This window comes from Nonomuraea rhodomycinica (assembly GCF_013363995.1).
In the GTDB taxonomy this organism is placed as follows: Bacteria; Actinomycetota; Actinomycetes; order Streptosporangiales; family Streptosporangiaceae; genus Nonomuraea; species Nonomuraea rhodomycinica.
Window position 1 is genome coordinate 114501 of the sequence record NZ_JABWGO010000013.1, and the last position, 13757, is coordinate 128257.

The 13757-nt window shown below is 72.0% G+C and carries 17 protein-coding genes; 7 read left to right on the top strand and 10 right to left on the bottom strand.

Going from position 1 to position 13757, the window contains the following annotated elements; all coding sequences use genetic code 11:
- Positions 1 to 43 precede the first annotated feature (43 nt).
- Positions 44 to 430 (bottom strand): PPOX class F420-dependent oxidoreductase, encoded by a 387-nt coding sequence (locus HT134_RS37625; protein WP_175605256.1) that lies wholly within the window; start codon positions 428 to 430, stop codon positions 44 to 46.
- 54 nt (positions 431 to 484) lie between these two features.
- Between HT134_RS37625 and HT134_RS37630 the strand changes: the two genes are divergently transcribed.
- On the top strand, positions 485 to 2056 hold the full coding sequence (locus HT134_RS37630) for a DUF2637 domain-containing protein (RefSeq protein WP_175605257.1): 1572 nt from the start codon (positions 485 to 487) through the stop codon (positions 2054 to 2056).
- A gap of 260 nt (positions 2057 to 2316) precedes the next feature.
- Here the strand turns inward: HT134_RS37630 and HT134_RS37635 are convergent, their stop codons facing one another.
- The 4 genes from HT134_RS37635 to HT134_RS37650 all read right to left on the bottom strand — a co-directional run bounded on the left by HT134_RS37635 (position 2317) and on the right by HT134_RS37650 (position 4154).
- Positions 2317 to 2595 carry a GlsB/YeaQ/YmgE family stress response membrane protein gene (locus HT134_RS37635; RefSeq protein WP_175605258.1) on the bottom strand — a complete coding sequence of 93 codons (279 nt, stop codon included), beginning with the start codon at positions 2593 to 2595 and terminating at the stop codon, positions 2317 to 2319.
- A gap of 99 nt (positions 2596 to 2694) precedes the next feature.
- Positions 2695 to 2982, bottom strand: coding sequence for a GlsB/YeaQ/YmgE family stress response membrane protein (locus HT134_RS37640; protein ID WP_175605259.1), 288 nt, complete (start codon positions 2980 to 2982; stop codon positions 2695 to 2697).
- Positions 2983 to 3174: 192 nt separating this feature from the next.
- Positions 3175 to 3654 carry a 2-C-methyl-D-erythritol 2,4-cyclodiphosphate synthase gene (ispF, locus tag HT134_RS37645; protein WP_175605260.1) on the bottom strand — a complete coding sequence of 160 codons (480 nt, stop codon included), beginning with the start codon at positions 3652 to 3654 and terminating at the stop codon, positions 3175 to 3177.
- A gap of 17 nt (positions 3655 to 3671) precedes the next feature.
- Positions 3672 to 4154, bottom strand: coding sequence for a CarD family transcriptional regulator (locus tag HT134_RS37650; RefSeq protein WP_020544658.1), 483 nt, complete (start codon positions 4152 to 4154; stop codon positions 3672 to 3674).
- Between the two features lie 241 nt (positions 4155 to 4395).
- Here HT134_RS37650 and HT134_RS37655 point away from each other — a divergent pair, with 241 nt between their 5' ends.
- The gene (locus tag HT134_RS37655) at positions 4396 to 4980 is read left to right on the top strand and encodes a copper chaperone PCu(A)C domain-containing protein (RefSeq protein WP_312888726.1); all 585 of its coding nucleotides are present in this window, start codon (positions 4396 to 4398) and stop codon (positions 4978 to 4980) included.
- Positions 4981 to 5165: 185 nt separating this feature from the next.
- Here HT134_RS37655 and HT134_RS37660 read toward each other — a convergent pair whose 3' ends face one another.
- The gene (locus tag HT134_RS37660; protein WP_175605261.1) at positions 5166 to 5858 is read right to left on the bottom strand and encodes a response regulator; all 693 of its coding nucleotides are present in this window, start codon (positions 5856 to 5858) and stop codon (positions 5166 to 5168) included.
- Positions 5855 to 7024: a sensor histidine kinase gene (locus tag HT134_RS37665; RefSeq protein WP_175605448.1), complete on the bottom strand. Its 1170-nt coding sequence runs from the start codon at positions 7022 to 7024 to the stop codon at positions 5855 to 5857. The genes HT134_RS37660 and HT134_RS37665 overlap by 4 nt, the downstream gene beginning before the upstream one ends.
- Before the next feature lie 132 nt (positions 7025 to 7156).
- On the opposite strand from HT134_RS37665, the gene phoU reads away from it, so the two are divergent.
- Positions 7157 to 7801, top strand: coding sequence for a phosphate signaling complex protein PhoU (gene phoU / locus HT134_RS37670; RefSeq protein ID WP_175605262.1), 645 nt, complete (start codon positions 7157 to 7159; stop codon positions 7799 to 7801).
- A gap of 68 nt (positions 7802 to 7869) precedes the next feature.
- Here phoU and HT134_RS37675 read toward each other — a convergent pair whose 3' ends face one another.
- The 3 genes from HT134_RS37675 to mshA are packed head-to-tail and all read right to left on the bottom strand — an operon-like array spanning position 7870 to position 10445.
- A complete protein-coding gene (locus tag HT134_RS37675; RefSeq protein WP_175605263.1) occupies positions 7870 to 8613 on the bottom strand; it encodes a phosphoglyceromutase in 744 nt (247 codons plus the stop codon).
- Between the two features lie 40 nt (positions 8614 to 8653).
- On the bottom strand, positions 8654 to 9142 hold the full coding sequence (locus HT134_RS37680; protein WP_175605264.1) for a type III secretion system chaperone family protein: 489 nt from the start codon (positions 9140 to 9142) through the stop codon (positions 8654 to 8656).
- A 25-nt stretch (positions 9143 to 9167) separates the two neighbouring features.
- The gene (mshA, locus tag HT134_RS37685; RefSeq protein WP_312888727.1) at positions 9168 to 10445 is read right to left on the bottom strand and encodes a D-inositol-3-phosphate glycosyltransferase; all 1278 of its coding nucleotides are present in this window, start codon (positions 10443 to 10445) and stop codon (positions 9168 to 9170) included.
- Positions 10446 to 10784: 339 nt separating this feature from the next.
- Here mshA and HT134_RS37690 point away from each other — a divergent pair, with 339 nt between their 5' ends.
- From HT134_RS37690 to HT134_RS37705, 4 genes are all read left to right on the top strand, one after another.
- Entirely contained in the window at positions 10785 to 11528 is a 744-nt protein-coding gene (locus HT134_RS37690) for an SDR family NAD(P)-dependent oxidoreductase (protein ID WP_175605265.1), read from the top strand.
- Positions 11521 to 12339: a class I SAM-dependent methyltransferase gene (locus tag HT134_RS37695; RefSeq protein WP_175605266.1), complete on the top strand. Its 819-nt coding sequence runs from the start codon at positions 11521 to 11523 to the stop codon at positions 12337 to 12339. The genes HT134_RS37690 and HT134_RS37695 overlap by 8 nt, the downstream gene beginning before the upstream one ends.
- Positions 12340 to 12451: 112 nt before the next feature.
- On the top strand, positions 12452 to 12808 hold the full coding sequence (locus HT134_RS37700) for a BlaI/MecI/CopY family transcriptional regulator (protein WP_312888728.1): 357 nt from the start codon (positions 12452 to 12454) through the stop codon (positions 12806 to 12808).
- Positions 12805 to 13710 carry a M56 family metallopeptidase gene (locus HT134_RS37705; protein WP_175605267.1) on the top strand — a complete coding sequence of 302 codons (906 nt, stop codon included), beginning with the start codon at positions 12805 to 12807 and terminating at the stop codon, positions 13708 to 13710. The genes HT134_RS37700 and HT134_RS37705 overlap by 4 nt, the downstream gene beginning before the upstream one ends.
- Positions 13711 to 13757 lie beyond the last annotated feature (47 nt).

The window sequence follows — 13757 nt, forward strand, 5'->3', positions numbered from 1 at the left end:
AAGGAAAGGCTAACGCCTCAGCCACGCTCACATGCCGAATAAATCACCCTCGCAGGGTGACGCGCTCCGGAGTGACCCTGACGATCAGCCTGCGGGTGCCCGGCGCGTCCTGCCACGGCTGCCCCATGTACTTGTGCGAGAGCTCCTGGATGAGCTTGCCCTCCGGGTCCTCCTCCAGCGCGACGCGCCCGCGCACCTCGGCGTACCGGTAGGGGTTGGCGGGGTCGATCACCAGCAGGCTGGTGCGCGGGTCGCGCTCGAAGTTGCGCGGCTTCACGCGCCCGGCGACGGTCGAGAACAGCACGTCGTTCCCGTCCGTACGCACCCAGACCACTGTGTTCTGGGGCGAGCCATCGGCGTTCAGACTGGTCACCGTCGCGTAGTTGGGTCCGTCGAACAACTCGCGCACGGCGTCGGAAAGCTCGGCCACGGTCTCCTCCTCGATCAGTCGTGAACCCCATTCTTCTGTAGGCTCGACAGCGCCATGGACGTGACACCCCCCTCTCCGCTCCGCCGCCTCGGCATCGCCCTGGCCGGTCTCGCGGTCGCCGCCCTGACCGGCGCCGCGTGCGCGCTCTCCTTCGACGACCTGCGGTCGCTGGCCGTACGCGGCGAGGCCCGGGCCGACCTCGCCTACCTCTATCCGGCGGCGTTCGACGCGCTGCTCGCGGTGGCGCTGATCAGCCTGCTGCTACTGCGCTCGGCACGGCTGCTGGTGCGGATCCAGACGGCGATCGTCCTGGTCGTGCTCCTGGTGGCCGCCGCCGCGGCCAACGTCTCGGCCGCCTTACGGCTGGAGCCGGACGTACGGCAGGCGGCCGTCGGCGTGGCCGTCGCCCCGTGGGTCATGCTGGCGGTGGCGCTGTGGCTGTGGCTGCTGCTCATCAAGCACGTACAGGACCGGCGTTCCGTACGCCGCGACGACCGGGACGACGACGGCGACGGCGACGGCGACGAGCCGGACCTCGTCCCCTTCCCGCGCGGCCGCGCGATCGACGCGCCGCCGCCCCTGTCCGAGACGCCGCCGCCCACCGAGCCGCTGGAGCAGGTCCTGGAGCCGACGCCGGTCGTCGGCCCCACCCCGGCGCCCGAGACGCCGCCGATCTCCGAGCGGGACCCGGCTCGGGGGCAGAGCGCGGTGGCACCGGAGGCTACCCGGGAAAGGGCGCCTCGGGAAGAGGCGGCTCCGGTGAAGGCGGACACGCCGCGGGAGGCCGCGCCCAGCGCGGCTATCGGTGGCAGGACGGTGGAGGCCACGCCGGTGGAGGCCGTGCCCGTGGAGGAGGACTCCGTGGCAGCCGCCGTTGAGGCTCCCGAGGCCCCGTCCGGGCCGCGGCGGGAAGCCTCCGGACCGGAGACCTCGCGACGCGAGACTCCCCGCCGAGACACGCCTCGGCGCGAAAGCCCCCGCGATACTCCCCGCGAAGAACCGCCGCAGCCTGAGGCCGCCCCTCCCCGGGAGGCCGCTTCTCCCCGGGAGGCCGCCCGTCCGCACGAGGCCGCCCATCCCCACGAGGCCGCCAGCCCGCACAAGGCTGCCCATCCCCACGAGGCCGCCACTCCGCACGAGGCTGCTGCTCGGCGTGACGCTGACGCTCATCCTGAGGCTGCCGCTCGCCCCCAGGTCGCTGCCCGTTCTGAGGCCGCCCCTCTGCCCGAGGCCGCCGGCCGGACCGACGCTCCTCGGCAGGAGCCCGTTCGGCGGCCGGTCCGCTGGGGTGACCGGGTGAAGCCGACCGACGTCCTCGTCCATCCCCGTACCCCGGCCGGCAAGGACGCCGACACCCAGCCCGTGCCCGTCGTCGCCGACGACCGCCCGGCCTCCGGGAGCAGAGGGCCGGACCGGGCGCACGGCCGCGAGGCCGCAGACCCGGGCGAGTCCCCCGCCACCGCCACGGCCGAGGAGCCCCCGGCCCCGCCCGCGCCCGGCGGCGAGCGCGACGAGTCCATGGTCGACACCGCCCCCCACCCCGTCATCCACGAGGAGCCCGTCGAGGCGTACGACGACGCTCCGGCGCGCCGCATGCGCAGCACGCCTCTCCCACCCGAGGAGTGACAGGGCCGGCGGCCGCCCACCCGACCGGCAGCATGGCGGGCGGCGCGCCGACGTGAGGGAGTGACACGAGAGACGGGCCCGAAAGACCCCCAGACGGCCCGATCACAGCAGATGAGGAAAGGGGCCTCAGGAAGGCCCGCGCGCGCCGCAAGGCTGTCTCAGGCCCCTCCAGGCAACGCAGAGACCCGCTCGGCCGAACCGAGCGGGTCTTTCCGCATATACCGTCCCGCGCCGCTCTCAGGAGCGCGGGGGTAGTGGTCTTAGATGCTCCGCGAACCGCTGCCGCGGCGCAGTCCGGCCACGAGGCCGACACCGACGATCGCCAGGACCACCTGCATGACGAGCTCGATCCAGTCGATGCCCGGGGTGGTCTCAACGCCGAGAACCTGCGCGATGAGGGTGCCCAGCAGGGCGGCGACGATGCCGACGACGACGGTCAGGATCCACCCGATGGCCTGCCGGCCGGGCAGCAGCAGACGGCCGACGGCACCGATGACGGCGCCGATGACGATCGCGCCGAGGATGGACTGGATAGTCATGGTACGAAACCTCCCCATGAGGGTGAGCCGTTCACTCTCTCACGGTGAAGTCAGTACCCAGGCGCGCACAATTATGCGTAGAAATTACGTTGGCGCTGGTCAGACCCCTGTAGGTCCTGGACCCGTCGCTTTTCCGGCGCTCATCCGGGTCACCAGGAGCACGCCGCCGACGGCGAGCACGAGTTGGAGAATGTGCTCGATCCAGTCGATGCCTTTGGTGTCGGCCCACCCGAACAGATGCGCGATGAGGGTGCCGAGCAGAGCGGCCACGATGCCGACGATGAGCGTCAGGCCTATGGACATGTTCTGCTTGCCGGGAACGATGAGCCTGGCCAGCGCGCCGATGATGGCCCCGATGACGACGGCGGAGACGATGGCGCCGATCATGTGTACTCCCCCCGAGACGTTCACATGCCACAAGGGGATTTACCCGGCATAACGGGCCACTACTCCTGCGAGAGGCGACGGTCCGTACCGCGCCAGTGACGGACCGTCGCCTCGGTCGGCACGGCGGGCGCAGCGGCACTGCCGCGGCGCCGGGAGGCGGCGCCCGCCGGGACGCCCTCAACCGCGTCCGTACTAGGAGACGCCCGGGGAGGTGGCGAGGTTGACCACGAGAGCGGTGGCGATGGCGGCCACGCCCTCGCCGCGGCCGGTGAGGCCGAGCCCGTCGGTGGTGGTGGCGCTGACACTCACGGGCGCGCCGACGGCGGCCGACAGCGCCTTCTCGGCCTCGGCGCGGCGCGGCGCCAGCTTGGGCCGGTTGCCGATGACCTGGACCGCGACGTTGCCGATCTCGAACCCGGCCGCGCGGACCTTGCGGGCCGTCTCCTCCAGCAGGACGACGCCCGAGGCCCCGGCCCAGCGGGGATCGGCGGTGCCGAACAGGCCGCCCAGGTCGCCGAGGCCGGCGGCGGACAGCAGCGCGTCGCAGGCCGCGTGGGCGGCGGCGTCGCCGTCGGAGTGACCGGCGAGACCCGTCTCCCCCGGCCAGTGCAGGCCGGCGAGGTGCAGCTCCCGCCCGGATGCGAACGGGTGGACGTCGACACCGACGCCCACCCGCGGAATGTTCGTGTTCAGGAGTTGAGGACCTCGTCGAGCAGGGCCTCGGCCTTGTCCTCGTTGGTCTTCTCGGCGAGCGCGAGCTCGCTCACCAGGATCTGGCGCGCCTTGGCGAGCATGCGCTTCTCACCAGCGGAAAGGCCGCGCTCGCGGTCCCTCCGCCACAGGTCGCGAACGACTTCGGCGACCTTGTTGACGTCCCCCGACGCGAGCTTCTCGAGATTGGCCTTGTAGCGGCGGGACCAGTTGGTCGGCTCCTCCGTGTGCGGCATCCGGAGGACGTCGAAAACCCGCTCGAGGCCTTCCTGGCCTACAACGTCACGCACGCCGACGAGTTCGGCGTTTTCGGCTGGCACCTGGACGGTAAGGTCGCCCTTGTCGACCTTGAGCACCAGGTAGGTCTTTTCCTCACCCTTGATGGATCGCGTCGTGATTGCCTCGATCCGAGCAGCCCCATGGTGGGGGTAGACGACAGTGTCGCCGACCTGGAAAGTCATGTGACAAGTACCCCTTCCGCTGTACTCCAGGGTACCACGCGTTCACAGCCTCCCGGAACAGTGAAATCACCATAACTGCAGGTCAAAGCCGCATATTAGGGGTTGACAAGGGGTCAAGTCTATGAATCGCATATGCCTGCACAGCTAATGACCTGCGGGGGCGTGGAAATGACCATGGAAACAGGTCGATATGGTAGGCGCTGCACCATCACGCACGCGCGATACCAAGGAGAACCCGCCCGTGACCAGCCGTCGCTGGATTGTCGCCGCCGCCGCGCTCCTGGCAGCTCCCGTTCTTGCCGGCTGTTCGGCTGGATTCGGCGCCAACACCAACAAGCCGTACGCCCCCAACGAGGCGGGAGTCCTCATCGAGCAGGGCAAGTACGGCTCGCCGCGTGGCGTCCAGATCCCCCAGGCGTTCATCCTCGGTCCGGATTCCGGCGCCCAGCTCGCGTGGCGCGGCTCCGCCCCGATCTACCTCAACATCATCAACACGGCGGGCACGCCCGACACCCTCACGGCGGTGTCCGCGGGCTCGCTCGGCACGGTGAAGGTGGCCACGCCGATCCAGCTCCCGCCCAACCAGCTCGTCAACACCGGCAAGCCGACGCCCCAGCTGGTGCTGGAGAGCCTCGCCAAGAGCCTCAGGGGCGGCGAGACGGTCCGGCTGGACCTCACGTTCGCCAACGCCGGCGTCATCTCCATGAACGTGCCTGTGATCACGCGCAGCCGCGAGTTCAAGGACTACCCGCCGGCCCCCGGCGCCACCGCCGCTCCCACGCCCACCCCGACGCCGTCCGCCACGGCGAGCGAGGGCGAGCACTGAGCGACCCGGCGCGCTGACACGCCGACACGCGAAACCCCGGCCCGTCGCGAACGGGCCGGGGTTTCGCGCGTTTCGCGCACCCGGGCGTGTCGCCTCACCGACGCGCGAGGCTCCCGCGGACGCGGGCCCTCACGGACGCGGGACCTCACGAACGCGGGACGCGCCCGTACGCGGAAGCCGGGCGGTCAGGCGTCGGCGGAGTCGAACTTGTAGCCCAGCCCCCGCACCGTCAGGATGCAGCGCGGGTTGGACGGGTCGGACTCGATCTTCGCGCGCAGCCGCTTGACGTGGACGTCCAGGGTCTTGGTGTCGCCCACGTAGTCGGCGCCCCAGACCCGGTCGATGAGCTGCCCGCGCGTCAGCACCCGGCCGGCGTTGCGCAGCAGCACCTCCAGCAGCTCGAACTCCTTCAGCGGGAGCTGCACCTGCTCGCCCCGCACGGCCACGACGTGCCGGTCGACGTCCATGCGGACCGGGCCGACCGCGAGCACGGCGGTCTCCAGCTCCTCCACGGGGTCGCCCTGGCGGCGCAGCACCGCGCGGATGCGCGCCACGAGTTCCCGCGAGGAGAACGGCTTGGTGACGTAGTCGTCGGCGCCCAGCTCCAGGCCCACGACCTTGTCGATCTCGCTGTCCTTGGCGGTCAGCATGATCACCGGCACCTTGGAGCGCTGCCGCAGCGACCGGCACACCTCGGTGCCGGGCAGTCCGGGCAGCATGAGGTCGAGCAGCACCAGGTCGGCGCCGTTGCGGTCGAACGTCTCGAGCGCCTCGGGACCGGTGGCCGCCACGGAGACCTCGAAGCCCTCCTTGCGCAGCATGTAGGACAGCGCGTCGGAGAAGGACTCCTCGTCCTCCACCACCAGCACTCGGGTCATCGGGCCGCCTCCAGGGGATTCGCGGGTTGTACGGGCACGGCCGTGCCGCCGAAGGCGGGCAGCCGCAGCGTGAAGGTGGAGCCGGAGCCTTCCTTGCTCCAGACGGAGACCTCGCCGGCGTGGGCGGCGGCGACGTGCTTGACGATCGCCAGGCCGAGGCCGGTGCCGCCGGTCGCGCGCGAGCGGGCCGCGTCGACGCGGAAGAAGCGCTCGAAGATGCGCTCCAGCGACTCCTCCGGGATGCCGATGCCCTGGTCGCTGACGCTGATCTCGACCGAGTCGCCGGCGGGCCTGACGCTGACGACGACGCGGGTGTGCTCGGGGCTGTAGGCGATGGCGTTGTCGATGAGGTTGCGCAGGGCGGTGACGAGCAGCTCGTCGTCGCCCCAGACCCGCAGCCCCTCGGCGCCGCCGGTGGCCAGCGTGATGTCCTTGGCGCTGGCGCGGGTGTTGCAGCGGTCGATGGCGTCGTGGATGGCCTCGTCGATCGCCACCTGGCCGGGGGTCGGGATGGGTTCGGCGCCCTGGATGCGGCTCAGCGTGATGAGGTCCTGGACGAGGTAGGTCAGCCGGGCCGCCTCGTGCTGCATGCGGCCGGCGAAGCGGGTGACCGCCTCGGGGTCGTCGGCGGCGTCCTGGATGGTCTCGGCGAGCAGGCTCAGGGCGCCCACGGGGGTCTTGAGCTCGTGGCTGACGTTGGCGACGAAGTCGCGGCGGACCGCCTCGACCCGGCGCCGCTCGGTCTGGTCCTCGGCGAGCACCAGCACCTGCCCGTAGGAGCCGAGGGGCGCCACGCGCACCGCGAAGCTGGTGGTCTCCTGGCCGAACTTGTGGCCGGCGACGTCGATCTCGCTCTCCCGGATCTCGCCGTCCCTGCGTACCTGCCGGGCGAGGGCGAGCAGCTCGGCGGCCATCAGCCTCTCGCCCTTGACCAGTCCGAACGCGCGCGCGGCCGAGCTGGCGCGCAGCACGCGGTCGTGCGCGTCGAGGACGACGGCCGAGGAGGGCAGTACGGCCAGCACCGATGCGACGCCCTGCGGCAGCGCGCCCGGGTCGGGCGCCTCGGCCGCGGCGGTCCGCCGGGGGCTCTCGATCTGGTTGCGGTAGAACAGGATCGCGACCGCCCCCACGACGAAGCCGGCCAGGGCCGCGAAGCTCATGGCCATCTCACTCATGCCCTCGATGGTAGGCGGACGACTTCGTGCGACACTCTTCTCACCTGGGGATGAACGCCCCTTTCCCGGAAAGTTCATCTGACGGTCGGGGTTCGTTCATCGGCGCGCACGTACGGTGACGGCATGCGCGACGCGTACCATGAGGATCTTGATTCCCTGACCGACAAGCTGGTCGAGATGACCAGGCTTGTCCGCTCGGCCATCTCCCGGGCCACGACCGCCCTGCTGGACTCCGACCTGCAGCTCGCGGAGAGCGTCATCTCCCGTGACGCGGAGGTGAACGGCATCTTCGAGGACGTCGAGACGACGATCTTCGACCTGATGGCCCGCCAGCAGCCTGTCGCGGTGGACCTGCGGATGGTCATCACGGCGCTGCGCATGGGCACCGACCTGGAGCGCATGGGCGACCTGGCGGTCCACGTGGCCAAGGTGGCGCGGCTGCGCCATCCCGAGTCGGCCATCCCGGCCGAGGCCCGCTCCACGATCGTCGAGATGGGGCAGATCGCCGAGAGGCTGGTCACCAAGGCCGGGAGCTGCATCGCCTCCCGCGACGTGGACGCGGCGCTGGAGCTGGACCAGGACGACGACGCCATGGACCGGCTGCACCGCAGGCTGTTCCGGACGATCCTGGCCAAGGACTGGGCGCACGGCGTGGAGCCGGCCATCGACATCACGCTCATCGGCCGCTACTACGAGCGGTACGCCGACCACGCGGTGCGCGTCGCGAGCGCCGTGGTCTACATGGTGACGGGCTCGCGTCCCGCCTGACCCGCGGTCTCGCCTGACCCGCATTCTCGCGGTGCCGGCCCGGAGTCACCGGGCCGGCACGCTCGTTCTCAGCGGCCCTGGTTGGCGACCGCCTGGATGGCCGCCGCCGCGGCGTCGGGGTCGAGGTACTCGCCGCCGCGCCGCAGCGGCCGGAACGACTCGTCGAGCTCGTAGCGCAGCGGGATGCCCGTGGGGATGTTGAGGCCCGCGATCTCCTCGTCGCCGATGCCGTCGAGGTGCTTGACCAGCGCGCGCAGCGAGTTGCCGTGAGCGGCCACGAGCACCGTGCGGCCGGCCGCGAGGTCGGGGACGATCGCGTCGTACCAGTACGGCAGCATGCGGTCCACGACGTCCTTCAGGCACTCCGTGCGCGGCATGAGCTCCGGCGGCAGCAGCGCGTAGCGCGCGTCGCCCACCTGGGAGTACTCGTCGTCGTCGGCGATCGGGGGCGGCGGCACGTCGTAGGAGCGGCGCCACAGCATGAACTGCTCGTCGCCGAACTCCTCGCGCGTCTGCGCCTTGTTCTTGCCCTGCAGGGCGCCGTAGTGGCGCTCGTTGAGCCGCCAGGAGCGGCGCACCGGCAGCCACGCGAAGTCGGCCTCGCCGAGCGCGAGCTGGGCCGTCTGGATGGCCCTGGTCAGCAGGCTGGTGTGGACCACGTCGGGTCGCAGCCCGGCCTCCACCAGGAGCCTTCCGCCCCGGCGGGCCTCGTCCTCGCCCTTGGCCGACAGGCTGACGTCAACCCAGCCGGTGAACAGGCCCTTCGCGTTCCAGTCGCTCTCGCCGTGCCGCAGCAGCACCAAAGTCGCCATGCGGCAATCCTAGGGGCCCGCTCCAAAACGGCGGCGGGGGTCAGTCGCCCGCGCGGCCGGGGTCGGCGAAGCGGGCGAACGCCTGGAGGTTGGCCAGCGACTCGCCGCGCTTGGCCCGCCACTCCCACTCGCGCCGGATCGACGAGGCGAACCCCAGCTCCAGCGCCCGGTCGAACCAGTCGTCGGAGTAGGTCAGCACGCACCCGAGGAGGCGGTCGATCTCGTCCTCGCCGACGGCCGCGAGCGGCACCCGCCCCACGAGGTAGACGTCGCCCACGGAGTCGACGGAGAAGTGCACGCCGTACATGCCGCCGTTGCGGGCGAGCAGCCACTTGTAGAACTCGGCGTGGTTCTCGTCCGGCTGGCGGCAGAAGAACGCCTCGACGTGCAGCACCTGCTCGCCGACGATCAGCCAGGTCATGGTGGCCAGCTTGTGCTGGCCCGGCAGCTTCACCAGGAAGGCTCCGGGCCGGGGCTCGTCGTAGGAGACGTCCGCGGCCTTGAGCGCGGCTTCGACGACATCGCGCATGCCGTACACCTTACGAGCCGGAGCCCTACGAGTTGATCGCGAGGGGCAGCCGGTGCAGGTGGGCGACGGCCTCGGCGTAGACGTCCTTGAGGTGCGCGGCGGTGGCCTGCCAGCCGAAGGCGGCGGCGTGCGTGCGCGCGCCCGACGACAGGTGCTCGCGCCAGCGCGGCGAGGTGACGAAGCGGCGCAGCGCGCGCGACCACTCGTGGGGGTCGTGGCCGTCCACGAGCACACCCGACACGCCGTCGCGCACGGCCGTGCGCAGCCCGCCGACGGCGGCCGCCGCGACGGGCGTGCCGCACGCCTGCGACTCCAGCGCGACCAGCCCGAACGACTCGCTGTACGACGGCACGACGGTGACGTCGGCGGCGCGGTACCAGTCGGCCAGCTCCTCCTGCGGCGCGGGCGGGACGAGCCGCACCACGTCGGCGATGCCCAGCTCGGCGGCCAGCTCGACGAGGAGGGCGGGCCGGGCAAGGCCGTTGCCCGAGGGGCCGCCCACGCAGGCGACGATGAGCCGCCCGCGCAGCGACGGGTCCTCGATGAGCATGCGGGAGGCGGCGCGCAGGAGCACGTCGGGGGCCTTCAACGGCTGGATGCGGCCGACGAAGAGCAGCACGTGGGCGTCCTGCGGCAGGCCGAGCCGGCGGCGGGCGGCGCCCTTGGAGGCGGGCTGGAAGACGGTGAGGTTGACGCCGGGGTTCACGACGGCGACCCGTTCCTCTGGCGCCCCGTACAGGTCGATGAGCTCCTGGGCCTCGTCGGCGGTGTTGGCGACGAGGCGGTCGGCGATCTCGACGACCTGCTGCTCGCCGACCACGCGGGCCTGTGGCTCCGGGCGGTCGTCGCGGGCCAGCAGGAGGTTCTTGACCTTGGCCATGGTGTGCATGGTGTGGACGAGGGGGACGCCCCAGCGCTCCTTGGCCAGCCAGCCGACCTGGCCCGACAGCCAGTAGTGGGAGTGGATGACGTCGTAGCGGCCGGGGTCGTACATGGCCTCGGTGCGCAGCACGCCGGACAGGAACGCGCAGAGCTGGCCCGGCATGTCGGCGCGGTCGAGCTCCTCGTACGGCCCGGCGGTGAGGTGGCGGACGAGGACGCCGGGGGCGAGCTCGGTCACCGGCGGCAGGTCGCCGGCGGTGGCGCGGGTGAAGATGTCCACCTCCACGCCGAGCTGGGCGAGCCGTTTGGCCGACTCGACGATGTAGACGTTCATGCCGCCGGCGTCGCCCGTGCCGGGCTGGTCCAGCGGTGACGTGTGCATGCTGATCGTCGCGACCCGGTGCACCGGCCGTCGCCTCACCCGACATCACCTCCAAAACGAAACCAACCAACCAAAATTTTCCGGCATTCCCGACATGTCGCCTCGGCCGGGGTCGAGCGTGCCGTCCTGGGGGGATGCGATGGGCCACAAGTTTCCGGCATTCCCGACACGCGATCTCGGCCGGGGTCGAGCGTGCCGTCCTGGGGGGATGCGATGGGCCACAAGTTTCCGGCATTCCCGACATGCGATCTCGGCCGGGGTCGGGCGTGCGGCCGGGCGCGCACGCGGCGGGCCGCATGCGGCGGGCCGGAAAGCCCGGCGTTCCCGACAGGTGGTCTCGGCCGAGGGCGTCCGGGCGGTCCTGGCAGGATGTGGCCCATGAGGAGAACGGCTGTGGTGACCGGTGCGAGCAGCGGCATCGGCGAGGCGACGGCGCGGCGCCTCGCCGCCGAGGGCTACGACGTGGTGGCGGGCGCCCGGCGGCGCGACCGCCTGGAGCGACTGGCCGAGGAGCTGCCCTCGATCAGGCCCGTCACACTCGACGTGACCTCGCAGGAGTCGGTCAACGAGCTGGCCGCCGCGCTGGAGCGCTGCGACGTGCTGGTCAACAACGCGGGCGGCGCGCTCGGCGTGGAGTCCGTCGCCGAGGGACGGATCGACGACTGGCAGGCGATGTTCGACACGAATGTGCTGGGCACGCTGCGCGTGACCCAGGCGCTGCTGCCCAAGCTGGTGGAGTCGGGCGACGGCGTGGTCGTGCTGCTCACCTCGACCGCCGGCATGGTGCCGTACGAGGGCGGCGGCGGGTACGTCGCGGCCAAGCACGCCCAGTCGTCCATGGCGGGCACGCTGCGGCTGGAGCTGTCGGGGCAGCCGGTACGGGTGGTGGAGATCGCCCCCGGCATGGTGCGCACCGAGGGGTTCGCGGTCAACCGGTTCCGGGGCGACGAGACGGCCGCCGCCCGGGTCTACGAGGGCGTGCCCGACCCGCTGACCGCCGACGACGTGGCCGACGCGATCGCCTGGACCGTCACCCGGCCGTCCCACGTCAACATCGACCGCATCGTCATGCGCCCGCGCGCGCAGGCCGCCCAGCACAAGGTCCACCGCGTCAGTGGCTAGGCCGGCCGGGCCCGCGGGCCGGCCGGTCGGCTCGATCACCCGGGGCACCACCGGTCAGAACCGGCTGCGCAGGGCCGACCGGTGGATCGCCGCGGCCCACGGCGCCCTGCTGCGCGGCGCCGATCGGCCCCTGGTCGTGGACCTCGGCTACGGCGCCTCGCACGTGACGACGCTGGAGCTGTTCACGCGGCTGCGCCGGATCCGGCCCGACGTCGAGGTCACGGGCATCGAGATCGACCCGGCGCGGGTCGCGCTGGCCAAGCCGTACGAGCGGCCGGGGCTGAGCTTCGCGCTCGGCGGGTTCGAGCTGCCGGTGCCGCGCCCGCCGGTGCTGGTGCGCGCGTTCAACGTGCTGCGCCAGTACGGCGAGGCGGAGGCGTGGCACTACTGGGACTTGCTGCGCGGCCGGCTGGCCCCCGGTGGCGTCCTGGTCGAGGGCACCTGCTCCGAGGTGGGCCACCGCGCGGTCTGGGCCGGGGTGACCGCCGAGGGGCCGCGCACGCTCACGTTCTCGGCCCGCTTCGACGCCTTCGAACGGCCCTCCGACCTGGCCGAGCGGCTGCCCAAGACGCTCATCCACCGCAACGTCCCGGGTGAGCGGGTGCACGCCTTCCTGCGCGACTTCGACCACGCGTGGGCGGTGTGCGCGCCGTACGGGGTGCACGGGCTGCGGCAGCGGTGGCTGGCGGCGGTGACCATGCTGGCCCGCACGTGGCCGATCCCGCGCCAGGCGCCCCTCGGCGGGGTGGCCCGGTGGCGGCTGGGCGAGGTCACGGTGCCGTGGCAGGCCGTCGCCCCACTAAAGGGTTGACCATTTTTGTGACGTTTCTTGCCCTTCGGTGAGGATGGTGTGCACGGATGTGCCGGAGGTCTCACGACGTCCGGATGCGTGCTCGACAGGTCGTAGTACTACGCTGGAGCGTGTGAAGGGTCTCGGCGAGCTCGAACGCAGCATCATGGACATCCTCTGGGCGCAGAGCACGGCGCTCACCGCCCGCGAGGTCGGCCGGCTCATCGCCGACCGCGACCTCGCCCCGACCACGGTCATGACCGTTCTCGACCGTCTCACCCGCAAGGGGTTCCTCCACCGCACCCGCGACGGCCGCGCATGGCGCTACGCTCCGGCTGCGACCCGCGACGCGTACGTCGCGGAGCTTATGCTGGAAGCGCTCGACATGACGGGCGACCGCTCGGCCGCCCTGACCCGCTTCGCCCAGGCCGTGTCCGGCCCGGAGGCGGAGATCCTGCGAAGAGCCCTCACGGAGCTGGAGGACGAGTGACCACGGCAGCGGTGCTGGCAGCGCTCGCCACGGCGTGCGGGCTCGGCTCCTGGCGTTTCACCACGGCCCGCTGGACCTCCCGGGCACCCAAGACCGCGATCCTCCTCTGGCAGGCCCTGGGCGTGTCCTGGGGCCTGGCCTCCACCGGCGCGATGCTGGCCTTCGCCGTCCAGCCGTACGGCGAGGGCGTGCTGCACGGGCTGGTCTCCTTCGCCACCGGCCGCTCGCCGCGCGAGCCGTGGGACGCGCTGCACGTGGTCGCGATGGTCGCCGGCCTCACCGCGCTGGCCGTGCTGGTCGCGGTCCTGCTGACCGCGGGCGTGCAGACGTTGCGGGCCCGTCACCGGCACCGCACGCTGCTGGCCCTGATCTCCCACGACGACCCGGTGCTGCCCGGCGTGCGCGTGCTCGACCACCCGAGCGCGGCCGCCTACTGCGTGCCGGGGCTGCGCTCGCAGGTCGTGGTCAGCCAGGGCGCGCTGAGCCTGCTGTCGAAGGACGAGATGGCCGCCGTGCTCGCGCACGAGGCGGCCCACGTGCGTGAGCGGCACGACCTGGTGCTGCTGCCGTTCGCGGCGCTGCGCCGCGCGCTGCCCTGGTCGAAGGTGGTCCGCGACGCGCAGGCCCAGGTGGAGCTGCTCATCGAGATGGCCGCCGACGACCGCGCCCGCCGCTACTGCTCGCCGCGCCGGCTCGCGACCGCGCTGCTCAGGTTCGGCACGGCCGGCGCCATGCCGACCCCGCACGGCATGCTCGGCGTCGGCGCCCACAACCTCATGGCACGGGTGGACCGGCTGCTCAAGCCGGTGCCGGAGCTGCCGGTGAGCCTCCGGTACGGCGCCGTCGCGCTGTCCGTGACGTTGGTCACGTCCGCGCCGTTCCTCTGGATCTACCAGCTCTGACGCTTGCTGGTGTTAACCATTCCGTTTGCAATTGCAAGCAGAGTGGC